General features: G+C 64.7%; 21 protein-coding genes and 1 tRNA gene. 7 read left to right on the top strand and 15 right to left on the bottom strand.

All coding sequences use genetic code 11. The features are described 5' to 3' along the window. The first annotated feature begins 130 nt into the window (after positions 1-130). Entirely contained in the window at positions 131-1,345 is a 1,215-nt protein-coding gene (locus ACH107_RS06820; RefSeq protein WP_412505200.1) for a DNA polymerase IV, read from the top strand. A gap of 28 nt (positions 1,346-1,373) precedes the next feature. Here the strand turns inward: ACH107_RS06820 and ACH107_RS06815 are convergent, their stop codons facing one another. After that, positions 1,374-2,237, bottom strand: coding sequence for an N-formylglutamate amidohydrolase (locus ACH107_RS06815; RefSeq protein WP_412505197.1), 864 nt, complete (start codon positions 2,235-2,237; stop codon positions 1,374-1,376). A 143-nt stretch (positions 2,238-2,380) separates the two neighbouring features. Between ACH107_RS06815 and ACH107_RS06810 the strand changes: the two genes are divergently transcribed. Together ACH107_RS06810 and ykgO are read left to right on the top strand one after the other, a co-directional pair. After that, a tRNA-Val gene (locus tag ACH107_RS06810) sits at positions 2,381-2,455 on the top strand. 76 nt (positions 2,456-2,531) lie between these two features. After that, positions 2,532-2,657 (top strand): type B 50S ribosomal protein L36, encoded by a 126-nt coding sequence (ykgO, locus tag ACH107_RS06805; RefSeq protein WP_132827779.1) that lies wholly within the window; start codon positions 2,532-2,534, stop codon positions 2,655-2,657. Between the two features lie 164 nt (positions 2,658-2,821). Here the strand turns inward: ykgO and ACH107_RS06800 are convergent, their stop codons facing one another. Further along, a complete protein-coding gene (locus tag ACH107_RS06800; RefSeq protein ID WP_412505196.1) occupies positions 2,822-2,992 on the bottom strand; it encodes a hypothetical protein in 171 nt (56 codons plus the stop codon). Between the two features lie 18 nt (positions 2,993-3,010). Then, positions 3,011-4,396: an ammonium transporter gene (locus ACH107_RS06795; protein WP_412505195.1), complete on the bottom strand. Its 1,386-nt coding sequence runs from the start codon at positions 4,394-4,396 to the stop codon at positions 3,011-3,013. Positions 4,397-5,153: 757 nt separating this feature from the next. Between ACH107_RS06795 and ACH107_RS06790 the strand changes: the two genes are divergently transcribed. Then, positions 5,154-6,395 carry an NAD(P)/FAD-dependent oxidoreductase gene (locus ACH107_RS06790; RefSeq protein ID WP_412505194.1) on the top strand — a complete coding sequence of 414 codons (1,242 nt, stop codon included), beginning with the start codon at positions 5,154-5,156 and terminating at the stop codon, positions 6,393-6,395. Positions 6,396-6,487: 92 nt separating this feature from the next. Beyond that, on the top strand, positions 6,488-8,257 hold the full coding sequence (locus tag ACH107_RS06785; protein ID WP_412505193.1) for a PHA/PHB synthase family protein: 1,770 nt from the start codon (positions 6,488-6,490) through the stop codon (positions 8,255-8,257). A 12-nt stretch (positions 8,258-8,269) separates the two neighbouring features. Here the strand turns inward: ACH107_RS06785 and ACH107_RS06780 are convergent, their stop codons facing one another. From ACH107_RS06780 to ACH107_RS06745, 8 genes are all read right to left on the bottom strand, one after another. Continuing rightward, entirely contained in the window at positions 8,270-9,490 is a 1,221-nt protein-coding gene (locus ACH107_RS06780) for a phenylacetate--CoA ligase family protein (RefSeq protein ID WP_412505192.1), read from the bottom strand. A 56-nt stretch (positions 9,491-9,546) separates the two neighbouring features. Next, entirely contained in the window at positions 9,547-10,371 is an 825-nt protein-coding gene (locus tag ACH107_RS06775; protein WP_412505191.1) for an ABC transporter ATP-binding protein, read from the bottom strand. Positions 10,372-10,451: 80 nt separating this feature from the next. Then, positions 10,452-11,732 (bottom strand): ABC transporter substrate-binding protein, encoded by a 1,281-nt coding sequence (locus ACH107_RS06770; RefSeq protein ID WP_412505190.1) that lies wholly within the window; start codon positions 11,730-11,732, stop codon positions 10,452-10,454. Positions 11,733-11,811: 79 nt separating this feature from the next. Beyond that, positions 11,812-12,888 (bottom strand): branched-chain amino acid ABC transporter permease, encoded by a 1,077-nt coding sequence (locus ACH107_RS06765; RefSeq protein WP_412505189.1) that lies wholly within the window; start codon positions 12,886-12,888, stop codon positions 11,812-11,814. Beyond that, positions 12,889-13,143 carry a hypothetical protein gene (locus ACH107_RS06760; protein WP_412505188.1) on the bottom strand — a complete coding sequence of 85 codons (255 nt, stop codon included), beginning with the start codon at positions 13,141-13,143 and terminating at the stop codon, positions 12,889-12,891. 5 nt (positions 13,144-13,148) lie between these two features. Continuing rightward, entirely contained in the window at positions 13,149-14,135 is a 987-nt protein-coding gene (locus ACH107_RS06755; protein ID WP_412505187.1) for a branched-chain amino acid ABC transporter permease, read from the bottom strand. Between the two features lie 80 nt (positions 14,136-14,215). Further along, entirely contained in the window at positions 14,216-15,034 is an 819-nt protein-coding gene (locus ACH107_RS06750; RefSeq protein ID WP_412505186.1) for an ABC transporter ATP-binding protein, read from the bottom strand. Between the two features lie 96 nt (positions 15,035-15,130). Beyond that, positions 15,131-17,104, bottom strand: a complete 1,974-nt coding sequence (locus ACH107_RS06745; RefSeq protein ID WP_412505185.1) for an AMP-binding protein — start codon at positions 17,102-17,104, stop codon at positions 15,131-15,133. Positions 17,105-17,300: 196 nt separating this feature from the next. On the opposite strand from ACH107_RS06745, the gene ACH107_RS06740 reads away from it, so the two are divergent. Next, positions 17,301-19,208 (top strand): PAS-domain containing protein, encoded by a 1,908-nt coding sequence (locus ACH107_RS06740; RefSeq protein WP_412505184.1) that lies wholly within the window; start codon positions 17,301-17,303, stop codon positions 19,206-19,208. Then, positions 19,205-19,906: a response regulator gene (locus ACH107_RS06735; RefSeq protein ID WP_412505183.1), complete on the top strand. Its 702-nt coding sequence runs from the start codon at positions 19,205-19,207 to the stop codon at positions 19,904-19,906. Before ACH107_RS06740 ends, ACH107_RS06735 begins: the two co-directional genes overlap by 4 nt. Positions 19,907-19,932: 26 nt before the next feature. On the opposite strand, the gene ACH107_RS06730 is transcribed toward ACH107_RS06735, so the two are convergent. The 4 genes from ACH107_RS06730 to ACH107_RS06715 all read right to left on the bottom strand — a co-directional run bounded on the left by ACH107_RS06730 (position 19,933) and on the right by ACH107_RS06715 (position 23,230). After that, the gene (locus ACH107_RS06730) at positions 19,933-20,523 is read right to left on the bottom strand and encodes a hypothetical protein (protein WP_412505182.1); all 591 of its coding nucleotides are present in this window, start codon (positions 20,521-20,523) and stop codon (positions 19,933-19,935) included. After that, on the bottom strand, positions 20,520-21,368 hold the full coding sequence (locus ACH107_RS06725) for a carbon-nitrogen hydrolase family protein (protein ID WP_412505181.1): 849 nt from the start codon (positions 21,366-21,368) through the stop codon (positions 20,520-20,522). The genes ACH107_RS06730 and ACH107_RS06725 overlap by 4 nt, the downstream gene beginning before the upstream one ends. Positions 21,369-21,375: 7 nt before the next feature. Further along, positions 21,376-21,789, bottom strand: a complete 414-nt coding sequence (locus ACH107_RS06720; protein WP_412505180.1) for a hypothetical protein — start codon at positions 21,787-21,789, stop codon at positions 21,376-21,378. 76 nt (positions 21,790-21,865) lie between these two features. Beyond that, positions 21,866-23,230, bottom strand: coding sequence for an FMN-binding glutamate synthase family protein (locus ACH107_RS06715; RefSeq protein WP_412505179.1), 1,365 nt, complete (start codon positions 23,228-23,230; stop codon positions 21,866-21,868). Positions 23,231-23,274: the final 44 nt, after the last annotated feature.

Below are 23,274 nucleotides of genomic sequence, written 5' to 3'. Positions count from 1 at the left end.
CACCCGGTTCGGGGACGTGCAGGCGGTCGAGACCGTCGAGATCGGCAACCGGGCCTTCGTCGTCGCGGGCGGGGGCGACGATGGCATCTCGGTCTTCGACCTTTGCCGCGACTGCCTGACCCGGTTCGACATGCCCGCGCGCTGCCCCGCCTGCGGCAGCCCGCGCACCGTCGCGCATGACGAGCTGGAAACGCTGTCCATCGCCCACATGGATTGCGACGCCTTCTACGCGAGCGTCGAGAAACGCGACAACCCCGAGTTGGAGGCTCGGCCGCTCATCATCGGGGGCGGACGCCGCGGCGTCGTCTCCACCGCCTGCTACGTGGCGCGCATCCGGGGCGTGCATTCGGCCATGCCGATGTTCAAGGCGCTGCGGCTGTGTCCGGACGCGGTGGTGATGAAACCCCGCATGGAGGTTTATGCCGCGATTTCCCGCCGGATCCGCGACATGATGCGTGACCTGACCCCGGCGGTGGAACCGCTTTCGCTGGACGAGGCGTTTCTCGATCTCACGGGCACCACGCGGCTGCATGGCGCGCCCCCCGCGGTCATGCTGGCCGGGCTTGTGAAACGGATGCGCGACGAGCTGGGGCTGACCGGCTCCATCGGGCTGAGCCACAACAAGTTTCTCGCCAAGCTGGCCTCGGACATGGACAAGCCGCACGGTTTCTCGGTGATCGGCCGGGCCGAGACCGCCGCGTTCCTGCATGACAGGCCGGTCAGCCTGATCTGGGGCGTGGGGCAGTCCAGCCGCGCCGCGCTGGAGGCGGCCGGCATCCGCCGCTTCTCGGACCTGCTGCGCTGGGACCATACCGACCTCGTGGCCCGCTTCGGCACCATGGGCGACAGGCTGTGGCACCTCGCGCGCGGGCAGGACACGCGGCGCGTCTCGGCCGATGCGCCGGTCAAGTCGATTTCCAACGAAACCACCTTCGCCGAGGACACGGGCGACGCGGACCTGCTCGACGGGCATCTCTGGCGGCTGGCCGAGAAGGTGGCCGACCGCGCCAAGGCCAAGGAGCTCGCCGGCCGGGTCGTGACGCTCAAGCTCAAGCGCGCGGATCATGGCACGCTCACGCGGCGTCACGCCCTGCGCGACCCCTCGCACATGGCCGACACGCTTTATCGCACGGCACGCCCGCTTCTTGACTCGGCCCGGCTTCAGGGGCCGTTCCGGCTCATCGGGGTGGGGATCAGCGACCTGGTGCCGGGGGCACAGGCCGACCGGTCGGGCGACCTGCTGGATCCGGACGCCACCCGCCGGTGGCAGGCCGAGCGGGCGACGGACACGATCCGCCGTCGCTTCGGCAAGCAGGCGATCGTCAAGGGCCGGTCCCTGCGGTGATGCCGCCCGCCGGCGCGGCGGCGCGGGCCTATTCCGCCGCGAGCGAGCCGTCGACCACCCGGCCGATATCGGCGATGCCGGCAATCACCGATCCGAGGAGCGTCCGGAACGCCTCGAAACCGGCACCGGGCCGGATGCGCCGCTCGTCCATGTAAAGCGCGCGGTCGATCTCGACCTGGATCGCGTGGCGGTTGCGCGTCGGGCGCCCGTAATGCTGGGTGATGTAGGCGCCGGCGAAGGGCGTGTTGCGCGTGACGACCAGCCCGGCATCGGCGAACGCCGCCTCGATCCCGTCAACGATCTCGGGGGCAGCGGCAGCGCCGAACCTGTCGCCCAGCACCACCTCGGGGCGCTTGCCGCCGCGGCGCGCCACCGAATCCATCGCCTCGTGCGGCATCGAGTGGCAATCGATCAGGATCGACTGTCCGAACCTCCCGGCGGCATGGTCAAGCTGCTGTTGCAGGGCCCGGTGATAGGGCCGCCAGAAGGTGTCGATCCGCCACGCGGCCTCGGCACGATCGATCTTGCCGGCATAGATCGCCCGGCCGTTCGCCACCACCCGGGGAATCACCCCCAGCCCGGACGCGACGCGCGGATTGTGCCCGCCGCGCGGCACCCCCTCGACCAGGGCCGGGTCCAGTTCCTCGGCGCTGCGGTTCAGATCGACGAAGGCGCGTGGCATCCCGGCCCGGAGAAACGGCGCGCCGACCTGCGGCGCCACCTCGAACAGCCGGTCGACGAAAGCGTCTTCGGAACTGCGTATCTCGTGATGGTTGAGCACGCTGCGCCGAAGGAAGGCCGCCGGATAATCCCGCCCGCTGTGAGGCGATGCAAAGACCACCGACGTGGTCCGTGCCGCGGGATGGACGAGATGATAGGCGGCCTCGGGCATGGTTCCTCCTTGAGCGACATCATAGTCGTAAATTGACCGTGGAAAAGCCCTTGATCCCCGTGCCGACTCCTTTTATACGCCCTTGCTACCGGCGCGGGGAACCGCGCCCCTTTTGGTTGGGGCATCCTGCGGGTCGGCAACACGGGCGATTAGCTCAGCGGTAGAGCACTTCGTTGACATCGAAGGGGTCACTAGTTCGATCCTAGTATCGCCCACCATTTCACTGTCCGCGCATTGCGCGGACACCCGCGAACCCGAGGCGCTGGCCCGCGCCGCGACACAAGGAGAGGACCGATGAAGGTCAAGAACTCGCTTCGTTCGCTCAAGAACCGGCACCGCGATTGCCGTGTCGTGCGCCGCAAAGGCCGCGTCTACGTCGTGAACAAGACACAGCGCCGGTTCAAGGCCCGCCAGGGCTGACAGGACGATCGTACGACGGACTAACGAAAAAACCCTGCCCCCGGGCAGGGTTTTTTCATGCGGTGTCGCTTCCTGTCCGGCAGCCGCGTGGCAATCCGCCGGTCCGCCGCAAACCGCGAACGCCCCGCCGCACGATACGCGGCGGGGCCTCGTGGCCCGCGGGCTCACTTGTGGTTGTCGTACTTGCTCATCTCGGTCTTCTGACCCATGGCCAGCGCCAATATGCACAGGCCGATAGCAATGATCGTGTAAAGCCCGGGCATGGCGCCGCCGGCGCCCATGAATATCGCGCCGCTCGCGGCGTCCCAGCTTTGGGTGTCAAACGGAAATCCCATGTCTTTCTTCCTCCTGTGTCAAACCGATGCCGGCGGTGATGCGTTGATGCCCTCGGGATAGGCCTGTGCCGGCACCTTCACGGTGTCCAGACCCGCCTTCTCGGCGGCCTCGGGCACGCGCAGCATTCCCAGCGCCTTGAGAACCAGCGAACTGACATAGCCGGTCGACAGCCCGATCACCACGAAAACGATGGCCCCGACGATCTGCCCGATCAGGCTGATGGTCGGCGCGTCCTCACCCAGCAACGCCGGGTAACCGTTGGCGAAAATGCCCAGCGCCACCATGCCGTAGACACCGATCGTGCCATGCACCGTCACGGCGCCGACGGCGTCGTCGATGCCCATGCGCTCCAGCACGTTCGCCGCGGGCTTGAGGATCACGCCGGCGCCGAAGGCCAGTATGAAGGTCAGGCCGGGCCAGTAGATGTCCAGACCGGACGCGACCGAGATGATCCCGGCAAGCGCCCCGGACATCATCCAGAACGGATCCCGCGTGGCCAGCCACGCACCGATGATCCCGCCGGCGACCGCCATCAGGATGTTGAAGGCCAGCGCCCCGAGATTGGTGGGCGTACCGTAGATCGTGCTGAAGTTGCCCCCCCACGACCACGCTTCGCCGCCCACGACGACACAGGCCATCAGGAACCCCCAGAAGCCCACGATGATCAGCATGAGCCCGGTGGCGGTGAAGGGCAGGTTGTGCCCCGCCAGATGGTTGGCCGTGCCGTCCTCGTTGAACTTGCCGATGCGCGGCCCGAGATTGATCAGCACCCCGAGCGCGAAGAACGCCGCGACCGCGTGCACCAGGCCGGCGGCGCCGAAGTCATGCACGCCCCATTGCTGGACCAGCCAGCCATCGGCGTGCCACCCCCATGCGGCCGCCAGCGTCCAGCTGAAGCCGCCCAGAATGACCGCCAGTATCACGAACCCGACGGTCTGGATCCGCTCGATCACGGCCCCCGACATGATCGAGGCCGTCGTCGCGGCGAACAGCGTGAAGGCCCCCCAGAAGACGCCGCTGATTTGGTCGTCGATATTGGGCCCCATGAACGACGCGGCCTCGCCCCAGCCCCATGCAAAGCTGCTGGCATAGGCCGCGCCGGAAATCTCGTTCGGGCCCGCCGACAGGGAAAACCCGTTCGGAAACGCCCAGTAGACCCACCAGCCGAAGAAATAGAAGGCCGGGATCACGAACGCGATCGCCAGAATGTTCTTCACGCCAGACGACAGCGCGTTCTTGGCGCGCGAGGCGCCCATCTCGTAGGCCAGGAACCCGGCATGGATGATCACCATGAGCGGGATCGTGATGTAGTAATAGGTCTCCGCGAACATCGTGTTCGTCAGATTGCCCTTGGTTTCCATCGCGGCGACCTTCGCCGCGAGTTCCGCAAGTTGTTCTTCCATGTTTCATTACCTCCGTGTTGTACCGGTTCCCGCCGCAGCGCGGGCGACCGGTTCACAACCGGAATACAAGCGGTTCGCCCCGGCCCATGACAAACCTTTCCCGCCTTCCGGGAAAGCCGCGCCCTTGGCCAAGCCCCCGGCCTGGCGGGCGCCGTCTGCGCCCCTTCCCGGCGGCGAGCGCGGCCCGCCAGAAAGCTGATCTTGAAGCCATTTTTCATGCTCCCGGCCGCGCCGGCGGGGCTTCCGCACCGCGTCACCCCTGCCGTGCCGGCCCGCTCGGCGCCTGTTTCGGGGTCTTTTGCGTCCCTGCGGACGCCCAATTTTTCTGCTTTCTGCCGCGAAAGCGGGCATACATGAATCTCGCAGGGGGCCGATTGCGCCCGTGACCGGCCCCTTGTGGCAGCCGCATGGCACGAGTCGAAAAAAGCCCCGCTGCACGGGGCAGCGGGGAAGGAAGACACGGCAGGGTGCGCGCCGCGCCGCATCTGAATGGATCTACAGCCGAAACAGGCCGCCCCGCCGGACGCCATGCCGCGGCGCGCGGCATCCCCCCGCTTGCCGTCAATTTCAGCAGCATCCGTGCCGTTTCCGGGCCGATGCCCGCGATGTCAGCGGTCCGTGTACGCGGCCGGCGGGATACCGCCATGCGCCCCTCATCACCACGGTGACATGAACATGATTCGCTCCCGCCGGCTTGCCCCGCCCCCCGAACCGGGGTTAGGTGACGCCCCAGCTAGGCACAATTCGGGGGCATCCGATGTCCGGATCACGCAACATCGTCGTCATCGGCGCCGGCATTTGCGGCCTGTCCGCCGCGATCTGGCTGCGCCGCGGCGGCCACGCGGTGACGCTGCTGGACCGTGACCATCCCGGCGCCGGCGCGTCCTTCGGCAATGCCGGGCTGCTCGCGCAATGGGGGATCGTGCCCGTCAACACGCCCGACCTGATCCCGACCGCGTTGAAATACCTTGCGAACCCGGCCTCCCCGCTGTTCATGCAATGGTCGTACCTGCCCCGGATGCTGCCGTGGCTGGCGCGCTTCGCGGCCAACGCGACCGAGGCGGGCACGCGGCGCATGGTCGCCGGGCTGATGCCCATCGTGGGCGACAGCGTTGACCAGCATCGCGCGCTCGTCCGCGGCACCATGGCCGAGAAATGGCTGGCCACCAGCGATTTCGGGTATGTCTACGGCTCCCGCAAGGATTTCGACAAGGACAGCTATTCATGGGCCATCAAGCGCGAGATGGGCTTTGTTCCCGACCTTCTCGAAGGCCCCGCCGTGCGCGAAGCCGAGCCCATCCTAGGCCCCGCCGCGGGCTGCATGGCCCTGCTGAAGGATCACGGCCATATACTCGATCCCGGTGCCTACATGGCCGATCTGGCGAAGGTCCTCGACGCAGAGGGCGGTACCTACCGGCAGGCCGAGGTCCGCGACATCACGCTGTCGGACGGGCATGTCACGTCGGTCGAGACCGATCACGGCCCCCTGCCCTGCGACAGGGCGGTGCTTGCCGCCGGCATCTGGTCCAAGCCGCTGCTGCGCAAGCTGGGCCTGCGCGTCCCGCTGGAGGCCGAACGCGGCTATCACCTGCATTTCACCAATCCGTCGCAATTGCCGCGCAACCCGATGATGATCGCCAGCGGCAAGTTCGCGGTGAACCCCATGAACAACGGCCTGCGCTGCGCCGGCACCGTGGAACTGGGCGGGCTGTCGAAAGGGCCGTCGCGCGCGCCGCTGGCGCTGATACGGCGGCACAGCAAAAGGTACTTTCCCGACCTGTCCCACGATGGCGCCGAGGAATGGATGGGCTTCCGCCCCTCCACCCCCGACAGCCTGCCGCTGATCGGCGAGATCGGGCAGACGGGCGTGCATGCCGCCTTCGGCCACCAGCATGTCGGCCTGACAGCGGGGCCCAAGACCGGGCGCATCGTGGCCGGCCTCATCGACGGGACGCCGCCCAACATCGATCTGGCGCCCTATGACGCCAACAGGTTCTGAACAGGCGACAGGCCCGTTACCCGCCTGTCATGATAGAATGATCGGATACACGCGCGGGCACATCGCCCGGACCGACGAAAGGACCGCACTGAATGGATCGCACGACGACACAGCCAGACAAGCAAACGCCCCGTTCCCCGGCCCCCGCGGGCCCGGATGGCCGCAACAGCGTCGATCGCGCGCTGCGCGCGGCCACCGCGCAGATGACCGGCGGGCTGTCCCCCCATGCCACGGCCAGCGCCCTGACGGACTGGGCCCTGCACCTTGCACGCGCGCCCGGCCGCCAGATGGAACTGGCCCGCCACGCTACGGAAAACGGATTGAAACTCTGGTCCTACAGCGTGTCCGCCCTCATCCCCTCGACCCCGATGCCCGAGCCGCCCTTCCGGCCCACCCCGCAGGACCACCGCTTTACCCATGACGGGTGGCAGGCGCCCGTCCCCGCCATCCTGCAGCAGAATTTCCTTGCCATGCAGGACTGGTGGGAAAATGCCACCACCGGCCTCAGCGGGTTGCAGGAAAAGCACGGCGACCGCACCCGGTTCATGTTCCGGCAGGCGCTCGACACGCTTTCGCCGTCGAACTTCCCGGCCACCAACCCCGAGATCATCGCCGCCGCGCAGGAAACCGGCGGCGCCAACTTCCTGAACGGGGCGGCGCTGCTTGCGCAGGACACGCTCGGCACCGCGCCGGAGGATCCGCCGCTGCAGGTCGGGCGCGATCTGGCCTGCACGCCGGGCGAGGTGATCTATCGCAACGATATCTGCGAGGTCATCCAGTACAGCCCGCAGACCGAACAGGTGCATCCCGAACCGGTGCTGATCGTCCCTGCCTGGATCATGAAATACTACATTCTCGATCTCAGGCCGCAGAATTCGCTGATCAATTGGCTGGTGGGGCAAGGGCACACGGTCTTCGCCATCTCGTGGTGCAACCCGACGGCGGATCAGGCCGGGCTCTCGCTCGAGGATTACCGGAAATCCGGCGTCATGGCCGCGCTCGATGCCGTCACCCGGATTCGGCCCGACACCCGCGTGCATCTGTGCGGCTACTGCCTTGGCGGCACGATCTCGGCCATCACCGCGGCCACCATGGCGCGCGACGGGGATGACAGGCTGGCCTCGCTGACGCTTCTGGCGGCACAGACGGATTTCGCCGAGGCGGGCGAGCTGATGCTTTTCGTGGACGAAAGCCAGATCGCCTTTCTCGAGGACATGATGTGGGAACAGGGCTATCTCGACAGCACCCAGATGGCGGGCGCCTTCAAGGTGCTGCGCGCCGAGGACCTGGTATGGAGCCGGGCCGTTCACCGCTACCTGCTGGGGCACGAAGACATGCCGACCGACATGAGCATCTGGAACGCCGACGCCACCCGGATGCCGGCGCGGATGCACTCGGAATACCTGCGCGGCCTTTTCCTTGAAAACCGGCTCAGCGCCGGGCGCTTCGCGGTCGCGGGACAAGTCATCGCCCTGAGCGACCTCAAGGTGCCGATGTTCGTGCTCGGCACCGAGAAGGACCACATCGCCCCGTGGCAATCCGTCTACAAGGCGAGGCTCTTTACCGAGACCGACATGCACTTCGTTCTGGCCAGCGGCGGGCACAACGGCGGCATCGTGTCCGAGCCCGGCCATCCGCACCGGCACTACCGCACGGGCCACCGCGCCCCCGGTGATCAGTACATGTCACCCGAAACGTGGCTCGATGACCTGCCGGCGCAGCCGGGGTCATGGTGGCCGCACTGGCATGACTGGCTCAGGGCCCGGTCGGCAGCCCCCGTGGCGCCACCATCGACCGGCGCCCCGGACCGCGGGTTGCCGCCCCTCGGCCCGGCCCCCGGAAGCTACGTGCTAGAGAAATGACCGCCCGGAGGCTCATTCATAGCTGCGCCTGTCCTCGATCACCTTGCCGTCATTGGGCAGGCTGCCGCGCGCGACGATCTCGACCCGGCCCGTGAGCTTCAGCGCATCCGCCACCGATCCGGCATAGCTGTCCGCGTCCCCGCCATCCGCCTCGATCTGCACGGTCATCACGTCCATCTCGCCCTCGCGGTCGGCGATGACGCGGGCACGGGCGATCTCGTCATGCCGCGCGACAAGGGCGGCGACCTGCTCGGGGCGCACGAACATGCCCTTGATCTTGGTCGTCTGGTCAGCGCGGCCCATCCACCCCTTGATGCGAATATTCGTGCGGCCGCAGGGGCTTGCGCCCTCCATCAGGGCCGACAGGTCGCCGGTGGCGAACCGGATCAGCGGATAGTCGGGGTTCAGCGTGGTCACCACCACCTCGCCCACCTCTCCCGGCGCCACCGGATCGCCGGTGCCGGGCGTCACGATCTCGACGATCACGCCCTCGTCCACGATCAACCCGTCCTGCGCCGGGCTTTCATAGGCGATATTGCCCAGATCGGCCGTGGCATAGCATTGCAGGCACGCGATGCCGCGATCCGCGTATTCCTGCCTGAGCGACGGGAATAGCGCCCCGCCCCCCACGGCGGCCTTGCCGATTCCTGTGGGCAGGCCCATCTCGTCCGCCTTGTCGAGGATCACCTTCAGGTAATCGGGCGTCCCGGCATAAGCGGTGATGCCCACGTCATGCGCCGCGCGGGCCTGCAACTCGGTCTGGCCCGTGCCGGCCGGCAGCACGGCGGCCCCGACGGCGCGCGCGCCGTTCTCGAAGATCATGCCGGCGGGTGTCAGGTGATAGCCGAAACAGTTCTGCACGATGTCGCCCTTGCCCACGCCGCAGGCATGCAGGAACCGGCCCATGCGCCACCAGTCATGGCTGTCGCTTCCCGGCTCGTAGATCGGGCCGGGGGACTGGAACACGTGGGCGAACTGGCTGGCCGTCCGGGTCGTCAGGCCGCCGAACGGCGCGGCATCCCCCTGCGCGCGGCCAAGGTCGGATTTGCGCAGCACCGGCAACCGGCGCAGGTCGGACGGGTCCCGTACCGCGGCTGGGTCCACCCCGTCCAGCGCCCCGCCATAGCCCGCCAGCGCCTTGGCCCGCGCGATCTGTTCGGGCAGCATTCGGGCGATGGCCGCCTGCCGCAAGTCCGCGCTGCGCGTTTCCAGAGTGTCGAAAAAATCTGACATTGCCCGTTCCTCCGCTGGCCGCCCCGCTGCGGCGCCTTGCACATCCATGACCCCGGTCAGCTCAGCCACCGCTTGCGGCGGCGATAGCTGCGCACGTCGCGGAAACTCTTGCGCCCTTCCTCCGACATGCCGAGGTAGAATTCCTTGACATCCGGGTTCTCGCGCAGGTCGGCGGCGGGGCCGTCCATCACCACGCGCCCCGATTCAAGGATGTAGCCGTAATGCGCGAAACGCAGGGCGACGTTGGTGTTCTGCTCGGCCAGCAGGAACGTGTACCCTTCCTCCTCGTTCAGCGACCTGACGATGTTGAAAATCTGTTCCACCAGCTGCGGGGCCAGCCCCATCGACGGCTCGTCCAGCAGGATGGTTTCCGGGCGGCTCATCAGGGCGCGGCCGATGGCCACCATCTGCTGCTCCCCGCCCGAGGTATAACCGGCCTGGCTGCGGCGCCGCTCCTTCAGCCGGGGGAAGTAGGTATAGACCAGCTCCAGGTCCGTCTCGATCTCGCCCCGGCTCGACCCGCGTGTATACGCGCCGGTCAGCAGGTTCTCCTCCACGGTCAGGTGCTCGAAGCAATGGCGCCCCTCCATCACCTGTATCACGCCCTTCTTCACCAGGTCCGACGGCACAAGGTCCTGCACGCGCTCGCCGCGATAGCGGATATTGCCCTTGGTCACCTCGCCGCGTTCGGATTTCAGAAGGTTGGACACCGCCTTGAGCGTGGTGGTCTTGCCCGCGCCGTTCCCGCCCAGAAGCGCGGTTATGCCGCCCTTGGGCACGCTCAGGCTCACGCCCTTCAGCACGAGGATCACGTGATTGTAGATCACCTCGATGTTGTTGACCTCCAGAAGGGTCGCCTCGCCGTGTCCTGCGTCCTGCATTCTCGTGTCTCCGTCATAGCCGGGGGGCTGGGACGGGCGCGGCGGCACCGCCGCCACGCCCCGATGTCACGCCGACCGCCTTACTGGCAGCGCATTTCGATGTCGTTCTCCTCGGCATAGGCCATGGAGTCCTCCATGATAAGCGGCATGATCAGCTCCCGGTCGGCCACCATGAAATCGGTGATGGCGTTCCATTCCTGGGCTTCCGCGTCCCACTGTTGGACCAGCGCCTTGCCCGGGCCGCTGTGGTTTTCGCAGCTCACCTCGAATGTCGGCGCGAAGTCCGGCAGGCCGAGCGCCTCCAGCTTCGCCGCGGTGATCTCGAGGTTTTCCATCCCGTCGCGCATCATGTCGCGGTCGATCTTCGACACGCCGTGCATCTCTTGCGCGGTCTTGATCGCCTCGGCGGCCATCATCGCGGCGAACATGCCGCGGTTGTACTGGACCTGGCCCAGGCTGGTGCCGTCACCGGCGGCCTTCCCGGCATCGACGACATGTTCCTGCATGTCATCGAAGATCGGGTAATCCGTGCCCGTCCCGGTGAAGTTGATCGACTTGTAGCCGTGCGCGGCCTCACCCGCGGGCAGAACATCGGGTTCCGCCCCCGACCACCAGACACCGATGAAGTTCTCCATCGGGAAACGGATGTTGGCGGCCTCCTGGATCGCGACCTGGTTCATCACGCCCCATCCCCACATGAACACGTAATCCGGGCGCTCGCGGCGGATTTGCAGCCACTGGGATTTCTGCTCCTGCCCGGGATGATCGACGGCCAGCAGTGTCAGGTCGAATCCGTGCTTCTCGCTGAGCGCCTCCAGCGTGCGGATCGGCTCCTTGCCGTAGGCCGAGTTGTGATAGACCAGCGCGATGGTCTTGTCCTCGAGGCTGCCCTCGACCTCGAGCGCGTGCTTGACCATGATCGAGGCGGCATCCCAGTACGTGCCCGGATAGTTGAACACCCACTTGAACACCTTGCCGTTGGCGGCGGACGTGCGCCCGTAGCCCATCGAATGCAGCGGGATTTCATCCGCGGTGACCTTGGGGATCAACTGGTAAGTGATACCGGTGCTCAGCGGCTGGTAGACAAGCGCGCCGGTGCCCTTGGTCGACTCGTAGCACTCGACGCCCTTCTCGGTATTGTATCCCGTTTCGCACTCGGCGATCCTGACGGGCTCCCCCCCGATGCCACCGTCGCGTTCGTTCAACAGCGTGAAGTAGTCCTGGTACCCGTCGGAAAACGGGATGCCGCTCGCGGCGTAGGGGCCTGTCCGATAGCTCAGATCGGCGATGACCAGTTCCGCCAGTGCCGGCCCGGCGGCCATGATCGCCGCCACCGCTGCACCAAAAAGTTTCCGTTTCATCGGTTCACATCCTCCCTTGGTTTCTCCGATGCACTTTCCGGGCGGGGTTGCGCCCCCGCCGCACCTCCTTGGGCCCGCCCTAGTGCGGGAAGGGCCAGAGCCTCAGTTTCTCCTTGGCAACGCGCCACAGCTGCGCCAGCCCGTGCGGCTCGGCCACCAGGAAGGTGACGATCAGCCCGCCAACGATGATGAATTCCAGATGCGCCGCCAGATCGGTGGGCCAGCCGAGCCCGCCCACCAGAACGTTCTTCAGAAGAACCGGCAGCAACACGAGGAACGCCGCCCCGGCGAAACTCCCGAAGATCGAGCCGAGCCCGCCAATGATCACCATGAACAGCACGAGGAACGACTTGTTGATCCCGAACGCCTCGCCCACCTCGACGGCGCCAAGATAGACGGCGAAGAACAGCGCCCCGGCGATGCCGACGAAGAACCCCGAAACGGCGAACGCCGTCAGCTTGGCCTTCAGCGGATTCACCCCGATGATCTCCGCGGCGATGTCCATGTCGCGGATGGCCATCCACTTCCGCCCGGCCATGCCGCGTGTCAGGTTCCGCGCGAAGATCGCGCTGCCCGCGCAGAACACCAGGCAGAAAAGATAGGCCGCCCACGGCGCGGTTTCCGCCCCCGTCACCGGGATCCCGAGGATCGTGCGCTCGGGCGCGCTGATCTGCCCCGAGGCGGAGTAGTTGTAGAACCACGGCACGCGGTTGAACAGCCAGACGAGGAAGAACTGCGCCGCCAGTGTCGCGACCGCCAGGTAGAACCCCTTGATACGCAGGCTGGGCAGGCCGAAAAGCACGCAGACCACCGCGGTGATCCCGCCGGCAAGGATGACGTGAATGAAAATGCTGATGTCGGGGAACCCGGTCATCAGCTTGTAGACGGCATAGGCCCCGACGGCCATGAACCCGCCCGTGCCAAGGCTGACCTGCCCGCAATACCCCACGAGGATGTTCAGCCCGATCGCCGCGATCGAGTAGATCAGGAAGGGCAGGAAAACCGCGTTCACCCAGTAATCGTTTATGACGAACGGGATGATGGCGAACCCGACCAGAAGCACCGCGTAGTACCGGTACCTGTCGAACTTGATCGGAAAGGTCTGGCTGTCCTCCGCGTAGGAGGTCTTGAAATCACCCGCTTCCCGGTAAAACATCTAGCGTACCTCCCCGTGCATGTCCTCGTCCTCGCGCTTTTCCGCGCGGTTGGGCCTGCTGGCATACCCGGTGGCCTCCGAGTGGCGCACAAGCCAGAAAAAAGCGAGCATCCCGACACCGCCGCCAAGGGCGGCCAGCACGGCGGCCAGCACCATCTGGCCGGTCTCTTCCACACCCGCCGTCAGCGCGAGATAGCCGAAGGCCCAGAACCCGCCCCAGGCGATCACGTTGGCGATGGCGATGATCTTGCTCATGTCGGTCACACCCTCTCGATGATCTTCTCGCCGAACAGGCCCTGCGGCCGGAAGACGAGGAAGATAAGCGCCAGCACGTAGGCAAACCAGTTCTCTGTCGCGCCGCCCACCAGCGGCCCGATCAGGAATTCGAACAGCTTCTCGCCCACACCGATGATCAGCCCGCCCACGATGGCGCCGGGGATCGAGGTGAAACCGCCCAGCATCAGCACCGGCAGCGCCTTGAGCGCGATCAGCGACAGCGAGAACTGCACCCCGGATTTCGTCCCCCACATGATGCCCGCCACCAGCGCCACGAACCCGGCCAGAGACCAGACCATGACCCAGATGAAATTCAGGCTGATCCCGACGCTCAGCGCCGCCTGGTGGTCGTCGGCCACGGCCCGCATCGCCCGGCCCTGCTTGGTATATTGCGCGAAAATCACAAGTGCGATCACCAGCAGGGCGGCGATACCTGTCGCCACGAGATCCAGATTGTCGATGAAGAAACCATAGCCGAAGATCCGGTAGGTCACCTCGTCGATCACCGGGTTGATCCCCTGCGGCAGGCCAACGTTCAGGGTCTTGATGTCGCTGCCCCACATCAGGTCCCCGAACCCTTCAAGGAAATAGGCCAGACCGATCGTCGCCATGAACAGGATGATCGGCTCCTGGTTGACGAGATGCCGGAAAATGAACCGGTTGACCGCCCAGGCCAGCAGGATCATCACCGCCATCGTCAGCAGGATCGCCGCCAGTGCCGGCACGCGCCAGCCGAAATGGTGTATCTCGGTGCCGAAGACGGCATTGATCAGGTGACTGAAGGGCACCTGCCCCTCCATGACCCCGACAAGCGTCAGCGCCGCGAAAAGCGCCATGACACCCTGACTGTAGTTGAAGATGCCGCTGGCCTTGTAGATCAGCACGAAGCCAAGCGCGACGAGCGCGTAAAGCACCCCGGCCATCAGGCCGTTCAGGAACACCTCCATTCCCCATACCAGCTGATCAGGCATTCACTCGCCTCCTCCAAGTCTGCGGCACCAGCACCGGCGCGATGCCGACGCGATACCGGCACGATGCCGATGGCCCGAAATCAGTCATGCGCAACCCCCAGGTAAGCGTCGATGACGGCTTGGTTGTTGCGCACCTCGTCCGGCGTCCCGTCCCCGATCTTCTTGCCGTAATCCATCACGACCACCCGGTCGCTCAGGTCCATGACCACGCCCATGTCATGCTCGATCAGCACGATGGTGGTGCCGAATTCGTCATTCACATCAAGGACAAAGCGCGACATGTCCTCTTTCTCTTCAACGTTCATGCCCGCCATGGGCTCGTCCAGCAGCAGGATCGACGGCGCCGCGGCCAGCGCGCGCGCCAGTTCCACCCGCTTCTTGAGCCCGTAGGGCAAGCGCCCCACCGGGGTCTTGCGGATATGCTGGATCTCCAGAAAATCAATAATCTTTTCAACGGCCTCCCGGTTCGCGGTCTCTTCCTCTTCGGCCTTGCCCTTCCACAATGCCTGCGCGAATAACCCGGCTTCCATCTGCCGGATGCGGCCCGTCATCACGTTGTCCAGAACGGTCATCCCCTCGAACAGGGCGATGTTCTGGAAGGTCCGCGCAATGCCTTGGCGCGCAACTTGGTAAGGCTTCATCGGTGGCCGTTTCGCCCCCTTGTACCAGACCTCGCCCTCCTGCGGATTGTAAAACCCGCTTACCACGTTGAGCATACTGGATTTTCCGGCCCCGTTAGGACCGATGATCGCCCGGATCTCGCCTTCCCTGACATCGAAGCTGATATCCTTGATGGCCACCACGCCGCCAAAGCGCAGCGTGATGTGCCTCATTTCCATCACCACCCCGCCGATGGCGCGACCATCCTCGGTGGTGTATCCCTCGCTTGCGTCAAGCATCGGCTATCCCCATGAAAAAATGAGCATTCCTCGCCTTGCGGGATGGCGGGTGGGGCGATGTTGCCGGTCCGGCAACGAGCGTCATCCGGTCATCCCTCATTCGGCCGCCACCTTTGGCCCGGCAACCGCGACCACCTCCGCGTCCACGATCCTGAGCGTCGCGCTGATGCTGCCCTTGCGGCCGTCCTCGTAGGTGACTTCCGTCGTCGTGCGGATTTCGCTCGACCCGTCATAAAGGGCGGTCAGCAGGTCCTTGAACTTCTCCGAGATCACGCCGCGCCGCACCTTGCGCGTCCGGGTCATTTCGCCGTCATCCGCGTCCAGTTCCTTGTGCAGCACGAGGAACCGATGCACTTGGCAATGCGACAGCATCGGGTCCTCGGCAAGGCTGCGGTTGACCTCCTCGACATGCCCCTTGATCGTTTCCAGAACCTGCGGATGACCGGCCAGTTCCTGATAGGAGGCATAGCCAATGTTGTTTCGCTCCGCCCAGTTGCCGACCGCGTTGAGATCAATGTTGATGAAGGCCGTACACTCGTCCCGCTGGTTCCCGAACACGACGGCCTCCAGGATATTGGGGAAGAATTTCAGCTTGTTTTCCACGTATTTGGGCGCGAACATCCGCCCATCCGCCATCTTGCCGACATCCTTGGCCCGGTCGATGATCCGCAGATGCCCGGACCCTTCCTCGAAGAAGCCGGCATCGCCGGTGGCGACCCAGCCATCGTCATCCTTGGTCTTCGCGGTGCTTTCCTCGTTCTTGTAATAATACTCGAAAACGCCGGGGCTGCGGTAATACACCTCGCCCGAGCCGTCGATCCGCAGCTCGACCCCCGGCGCGGCCACGCCCACGGTATCGCTGCGAACCTCGCCATCGGGTTGCAGGGTGATGAAGACGCTTGCCTCCGTCTGACCGTAAAGCTGTTTCAGGTTGATACCGAGCGACCGGTAGAAATCAAAGATTTCCGGGCCGATGGCCTCGCCCGCCGTGTATCCCACGCGGACGCGTCCAAGGCCCAATGTGTCCTTGAGGGGGCCGTAAACCAGAACATGCCCCAGCTTGTATTTAAGCCTGTCCAAGCCGTTGACCGGCCTGCCATCAAGTATCGCCGGCCCGACCCGGCGCGCATGATCCATGAAACGGTGGAAAAGCCATTGCTTCAGCCGGCCTGCATCCTCCATCCGGATCATCACGTTGGTCAGCTGCGTTTCGAACACACGGGGCGGGGCGAAGTAATAGGTCGGCCCGATTTCACGCAGATCGGTCTGCATCGTGTCGGCGCTTTCGGGACAGTTGACACAGAACGCGCACCAGTAGGCCTGGCCCACCGAGAATATGAAATCCCCCACCCACGCCATAGGCAGGTAGGCCAGTACTTCCTCGTTGCGGGTCAGGGTGTCGAACTCGGCAGATGACTTCGACGCCTCGATGATGTTTCGGTTCGAAAGGACCACACCCTTGGGCTTGCCCGTCGTGCCCGAGGTGTAAAGCATCACGCAAACGCTGGAATACGCCAGCTTGTCGCGCCGTGCCCTCAGATCCTCGATGAACTCCTCATGAGCGGCGCGCCCCTGCTCCTGAACATGACTGAACTGGTGCAGCTTGTGATGATCATATTTCCGAAGGCCGCGCGGGTCCACATAGATTATGTGCTCGAACTGGTGCAGTCCATCCTGGATATCGATGATCTTGTCCACCTGTTCCTGGTCCTCCACGATGGCGAAGCGCGCACCGCAATGGTCCAGGACGTAGGCCATCTCGTCCGAGGCGCTGTCCTGGTAAACCGGCACCGGCACTGCGCCGACGGACTGTGCAGCCACCATCGACCAATAGAAATGCGGGCGGTTTCGCCCGATGACCGCGATGAAGTCGCCCTCGTCGACGCCAAGGTTCAGCAATCCGAGCGCCAGTGCCTCGATTTCCTTCTCGGCCTGCGCCCATGTCCAGCATTGCCAAATGCCGAATTCCTTTTCGCGGTACGCCATGCTGTCCGCGTAGCGCGTGGCATTACGGTGCAATAGCGCGGGAATGGACTGATGCCCATCTGCCGCCCCTGACGACTGTGCCAATTTTCTCCTCCCTGTGTCCGCAGTGCGAACAAGCCCCTGAAAACGGCGATTCCCCGTCGCCTCAGAGTGCTGTGTTATCGTTCACGGTCAAGTATTTCGCAAAGATTGCCCAATCCTTACGAATTGTAACATGTGTCCCCGGGGGACTTTGAGGTCCTCCGCAAGGGTGCTAGCCATTGAACCCGAGGTTTTCCGCATGACGCCCAAGCAAACCGACACGAACGCCATGACACGGGCCGGGCTGAACCTGATTCAGCAGGCCCTCACGATCTATGACCGCGACCTTCGGCTGGCCGTCTGCAACGCGCGGTTTCAGGAAATGTTCGAACTGCCCGAGTGGCTGGTCACGCCCGGGGCCGCATTCGCCGACACGATCCGGTTCCTGGCGGAGCGGGGTGATTACGGCGACGTGGGCGACGTTGACGGCTTTGTCAAAGCGCGCGTCGAGATCGCCCGTGCGTTCGAGCCGCATTACATGGAACGCACCCGTGCCAACGGCCGCACGATCAGTGTCGAAGGGTCCCCGCTGCCGCAGGGGGGCTGGGTGACGGTCTATACCGATATCACCCGCACCAGTCGTCAGGAGGAGATGCTGCGCGCCCGCTCCGAGGAGCTGTCGGGACAACTCACCACCTATTCCGAAGAGCTGTCGGCCACGAACCGCGAACTGGAATCGACGATCACGGCGCTGGAGGAAGCCAAGCGGCAGTTGACCGCCTCCGAGGCACGGACAAGGCTCACGACAGAGATGATGCCGGCCCATATCGCGCATGTCGGCCCTGATCGCCGGTATACGTATTCGAACCGTCGCCTCAGCAGCGTTCTGCCCGACAGCCAGTCGGAAATCGTCGGCGCGTCGATCGAGCAAGCGCTCGGCCCGCAGGCCTACAACGCGATCCGCGACCAGCTGGACCAGGCCTTTGCAGGCGAACCGTCGGTCTTCGAATTCACGCATGAGCCCAGCTCGCGCCGGATCCGCGCGGCCTTTACCCCCGACGGGCAGCAGGGTGGCGTGTACATTCTTTCGATGGACATCACCGAGGAGGCGCAAACACGCGCCGCCCTTCAACAGACACGCCGCCGCGAGATGGCCGCGCAACTGACCAGCGGCCTCGCGCATGACTTCTCGAACCTTCTGACGATCATTCTCGGCATGCAATCGAGACTGCGGCGCATGGCTTTGCCCGAGGGGGCCGATGACCTCATCAACGGCACCATCGCGGCGGCCCGACGCGGTGGCGGCCTGTTGAACCGCATCGCCGACATGACCGGCCCGCGCGAACACATGCCGACGCCCACGGACTTGTCGGTTTTCCTGAACGACCTCCAAACGCTCGCGCGATCGACACTCACCGAAAGCATGGATTTCCAGGTCAACGACCTGACCCTCGCGGCACGCTACATGCTGGATACCGGCATGTTGCAGGATTCCCTGATCAATCTCGTGCTCAATGCGCGCGACGCCTGCGGCCCCGAAGGCCGCATCACGCTGACGGTACGTGACGTCAGGGAAACGTGGCTTGAATTCGCCGTCACGGATACGGGATCCGGATTTTCCGAAAAGGCCCTTGCGCACGCGCTCGATCCGTTTTTCACCACCAAGGGCGGCGAAGGTTCGGGGCTTGGCCTTTCAATGGTCTACGACATGACAAAACTTGCCGGCGGGCGCGTCGCGCTGTCGAACACAGAACACGGTGGCCGGGTATGCCTGCGCCTGCCCCTGCGCCGTACGGACACGTCCGAGGCACCCGGCCTTGTCCTGCTGGTCGAGGACAGCCCCGATTTGCGGGGCGGCATCCGCGACATGCTGCGCGACGCGGGACACAGCGTGGTCGAGGCCGCAAGCACCGATGAGGCGCTGGCGCTTGTTTCCGAACTGCCGGAAATAGCCGTGGTTCTGTCCGACATCTCGTTGGAAGGCGCCGGGAACGGGTTGGATTTGCTGGATGAATTGCCCGAGAACCATTGCCCGGCCTTCCTGATGACCTCATTGCCGCCCGACAACCCGCTGCACCGGGCCGCGCGCGCGCGGGCGCCCGTCCTGCGAAAACCATTCGCGGCGACGGAGCTTTGGGCATTCCTGCGCGGTGGAGACCCCGCATGACCGCCCCCCTTGTATTCATCCTGGACGATGAACCGGCCATCCGCACGATGCTGGGAGACACGCTCGAGGAAGCGGGATTTCGCACGATGACCTTCGGCCGCGCGACCGAGTTCGAAGCGGCCTTGCGCAACACGGCACCCGATATCTGCCTCGTCGATCTTTCGCTACCGGATCGCGACGGCCTGACACTCGTTCATCGACTTGCGCTTGAGAACGGCGCGACGGTCATCATCATCTCGGGCCGAGGTGACGTGAAAGACCGGGTCACCGGGTTGGAGCTTGGCGCGGATGACTACATCATCAAGCCGTTCGACCCGACCGAGGTGGTGGCGCGCGTCCGGGCCCGGCTGCGCCGCGAGACATCCTCGGCCCGTAAAGGCGACACCGGGTATTTCAATGGCTGGACCGCACGTTTCAATCGATACGTTCTGGAGGACGCGAGCGGCGCTGAAACCCCGTTTTCCCACGCCGAGGGACAGGTCCTGCGGCTGTTCCTCGAACGTCCCAAGCGCCTGATCTCGCGCCAGGCCATGCAGGAGGCTCTCGGCGGTGCTGCCGGGGAAAGTTTCGACCGCGCGATGGATGTGCGCATTTCCCGCTTGCGGACCAAGCTTGGCGAAGACCCGAGAAACCCCCGATTGATCAAGACGATTTACGGCGCCGGCTACATATTTCTCGGGGATGTCTCGTGGGAATGACGTCACCGCCGGCGCATGTCAGCCGGTCAGCGAACGGGCGGGTCTGATGTACAGGCGTCCCACTGCGGCTCGAATCCCAGCACCTCCGTGCCTGGCGGCAGCGAGGGGTTGAACAGCAAGTTATGTGCGATCGTCGCCTGATGCAGAGGATTGTGCGATGCCAGCCGCCAAACCTTGCATTCAAGATCGAACCGTTGCGCGTAGGCATCGAAGATCAGCCGACACTGCGCCGCCTCGTGAATGCGCGCCGCGCCGGGTGATCCCGGCGGAAACGTGGCGGTCAGGATATCCGAGAATTCGTCAGCCTTTTGGTAATGCGTGGCAGACAGGAATTTCAGCGCCTGCTCTCTCTTCTGTGCGGGGTCGATCGTTTTTGCCGCCATATGCTGTAATTCGGGCGTCACCGAATAGCCGGGCGCCTTGTTCATCACCGTGATGATCTGCCCCAACGGTTCGGAATCCCCGTCGAGCAGTACATCGGGCATGATCCCGTCGTCGGGACGACCTTCGCGATCACGCATGGCGAATTGGCGTACATGGCATTGCCATTTCATGAACGCCTTGCGCATCGGGTGGTCGGAATAACTTTGTCCGAACTGTGCCGCCAAAGAGCTCATGCAACATTCCTTTTCGAATGGGTTTCAATGGTGAAGGGCCTGTCGTTCATCAGGCTGGGGACCCGGCGCGCGGTTTCCGACACCTGATCAAGATCGATTCGCGCTTGCACGACCCCGGGCAGGGTGCCGCCGTCGGCGATGATCTCGCCCCAGGGGTTGACGATCAACGAATGCCCGTAGCTTTCCCCGCCGCCGGGTATGGCGCCGATCGCGCAGGCGGACACGACGAAGCGGGTGGTCTCGATCGCTCGCGCGCGGTTCAGCACATGCCAGTGCGCCTCGCCCGTCTTGCGAGTGAACGCCGCCGGGCAGAGCAGCATCTCCGCGCCACCCTGCGCGAGCCGGCGGAAAAGTTCGGGAAACCGCAGGTCATAACAGATCGTGTGGCCGACCCGGCCAAACGGCGTGTCATGGATCACGGCCCGGTCGCCGGGGCTGACACGCGCGCTTTCACGATAGACTTCCGTGTCCGACAACTGGATGTCGAACATGTTGATCTTGTCATAGTGGCCGCGGATCATGCCCGTATCATCCAGCATGTAGCCCCGGTTGACGATCCGTCCGTCCTCGGCATCCACGGCGATGGAACCAAGGTTGATCCAGATCCGGCGCTTTGCAGCGAACGCCTGCATTTCCTGCAGGAACGGGTGTTTGTCGGCCGGTGCCGATGGTGGCGCGATGGCGCTGCCCTCGGCCTTCAACCCGCCGCAATATTCAGGCAGGAAGATGATATCCGCGCCCGCTTTCGCCGCGGCCTCGGCCAGCGGCAGCGCCTCGTCCAATGCCGACTGGAAGTCAGGCTTCGGACATGTCTGTAGGCAAGCGATATCAAGCGGGCGCGGCATGAGGGTCCTAGAACTTCATGTAGGCCTTGCGCAGCGCCACGAGCGGATGGCGATCCGACATCTGGAATTTAAGCAGCAGTTCGCGCGCGATCATGTCGCGATCCTGCTGGTTGTCCGGCAACTCGATCGAATCCGGAACCCTGATCCAGCCGTTGTTGTTTCTGTCGAACACGGCAGGCGCCCCCTCTTCGTAGCCCATGTGGATATCTTCCAGCCAATTCAGGTCATCCCAGCCCATGACCTCCATGTACTTTTGCAGGTACGGGGTGATCCGGTCGTAATCCGGCACGAGGTTCACATCATAGCGATAGCCGATGTGCTGGCCGATTTCCTTTTCACGCTCCGAGTCGAGGCCAGCGGCATCTTCGAGGAACTGGTTGACATCCTTGATTTCCGAGCCGCGATACTGTGATCCAGCCATTTTCTTCTCCTTTCGGGTGATGCGTTGGTCGGCGCACCCCGCGGTCGGGCCGCGGGATGCGATCTTGAACGCACCGTTACAGGTGGTGATAGTCCTCGACACCAACGGTGTGACCTGTCCCGGCCAGCGGCACGCCGGCCATCGCCGAGGCCTCCATGGTCAGCGCGGCCAGATCCTCCGGCTCAAGGCTGTGCAGGTAGGTCTTGCCGCAGGCGCGGGCAAAGAGCTGGGCCTCGATAGTCAGCGTGTGCAGGAAGTTGTAGACACGCTCCGCCGCGGCATCCGGGTCAAGACGTTCCCGCAGCTTGGGATCCTGCGTCGCCACGCCCACCGGGCACCGCCCCGTGTGGCAGTGGTAGCAGTAGCCCGGCTCCACGCCCATCTCTTCCTCGAAGTTGGCCTCCGGAATGTCCTTGTTGCAGTTGAGCGCCATCATTGCCGAATGGCCGATCGCGATGGCGTCGGCGCCAAGGGCGATCGCCTTGGCAATGTCGGCGCCGTTGCGAATGCCGCCGGCATAGATCAGACTGATCTCACCATGTTTGCCAAGGTCGTCGATGGCCTTGCGCGCCTGTCTGATGGCCGCCATACCGGGAACACCTGTATCTTCGGTCGCGAGGTGGGGACCGGCGCCGGTGCCGCCCTCCATCCCGTCGATGTAGATGGTGTCGGGATCGCATTTCACGGCCATGCGCACGTCATCATACACACGCGCCGCACCCAGCTTGAGCTGGATCGGAATCTGCCAGTCCGTCGCCTCCCGGATTTCCTGGATCTTCAGCGCCAGATCGTCGGGTCCGAGCCAGTCAGGGTGACGCGCCGGCGACCGTTGGTCGATGCCCGCCGGCAGGGACCGCATCTCGGCAACCTGGTCGGTCACCTTCTGTCCCATGAGATGGCCACCGAGGCCGACCTTGCAGCCCTGCCCGATGAAGAATTCACAGCCATCCGCCAGCACGAGGTGGTTCGGGTTGAAGCCGTAGCGCGACTGGATGCACTGGTAGAACCACTTCGAGCTGTACCGGCGCTCGTCCGGGATCATGCCGCCTTCACCCGAACAGGTTGCCGTTCCGGCCATCGTCGCCCCCCGCGCAAGCGCGGTCTTGGCTTCGTAGGACAACGCGCCGAAGCTCATACCGGTGATGTAGACCGGGATATCAAGCTCCAGCGGTTTCTTGGCACGCGGGCCGAGAACCGTCTTGGTTTCGCATTTCTCGCGATAGCCCTCGATGACGAAACGCGTCAGCGTGCCGGGCAGGAAAGTCAGGTCGTCCCAGTGCGGTATCTTCTTGAACAACGAGAACGCCCGCATCCGGTACCGGCCGAGTTCGGCTTTGACATGGATGTCATCCATGACCCGGGGCGGGAAGATGAAGCTGTCGCCGATGCGGTTTACATCGCGCTCCAGCTGTTTTTTCTTCGGCAGATCACCATCAGCCATGTTTTCGTTCCTTTCGCTTTAGATCGGTGGCGCGGCCCGCCCCG

The organism is Roseovarius halophilus (ex Wu et al. 2025), from assembly GCF_047086965.1.
This window is presented reverse-complemented; position numbering and strand designations above follow the sequence as displayed.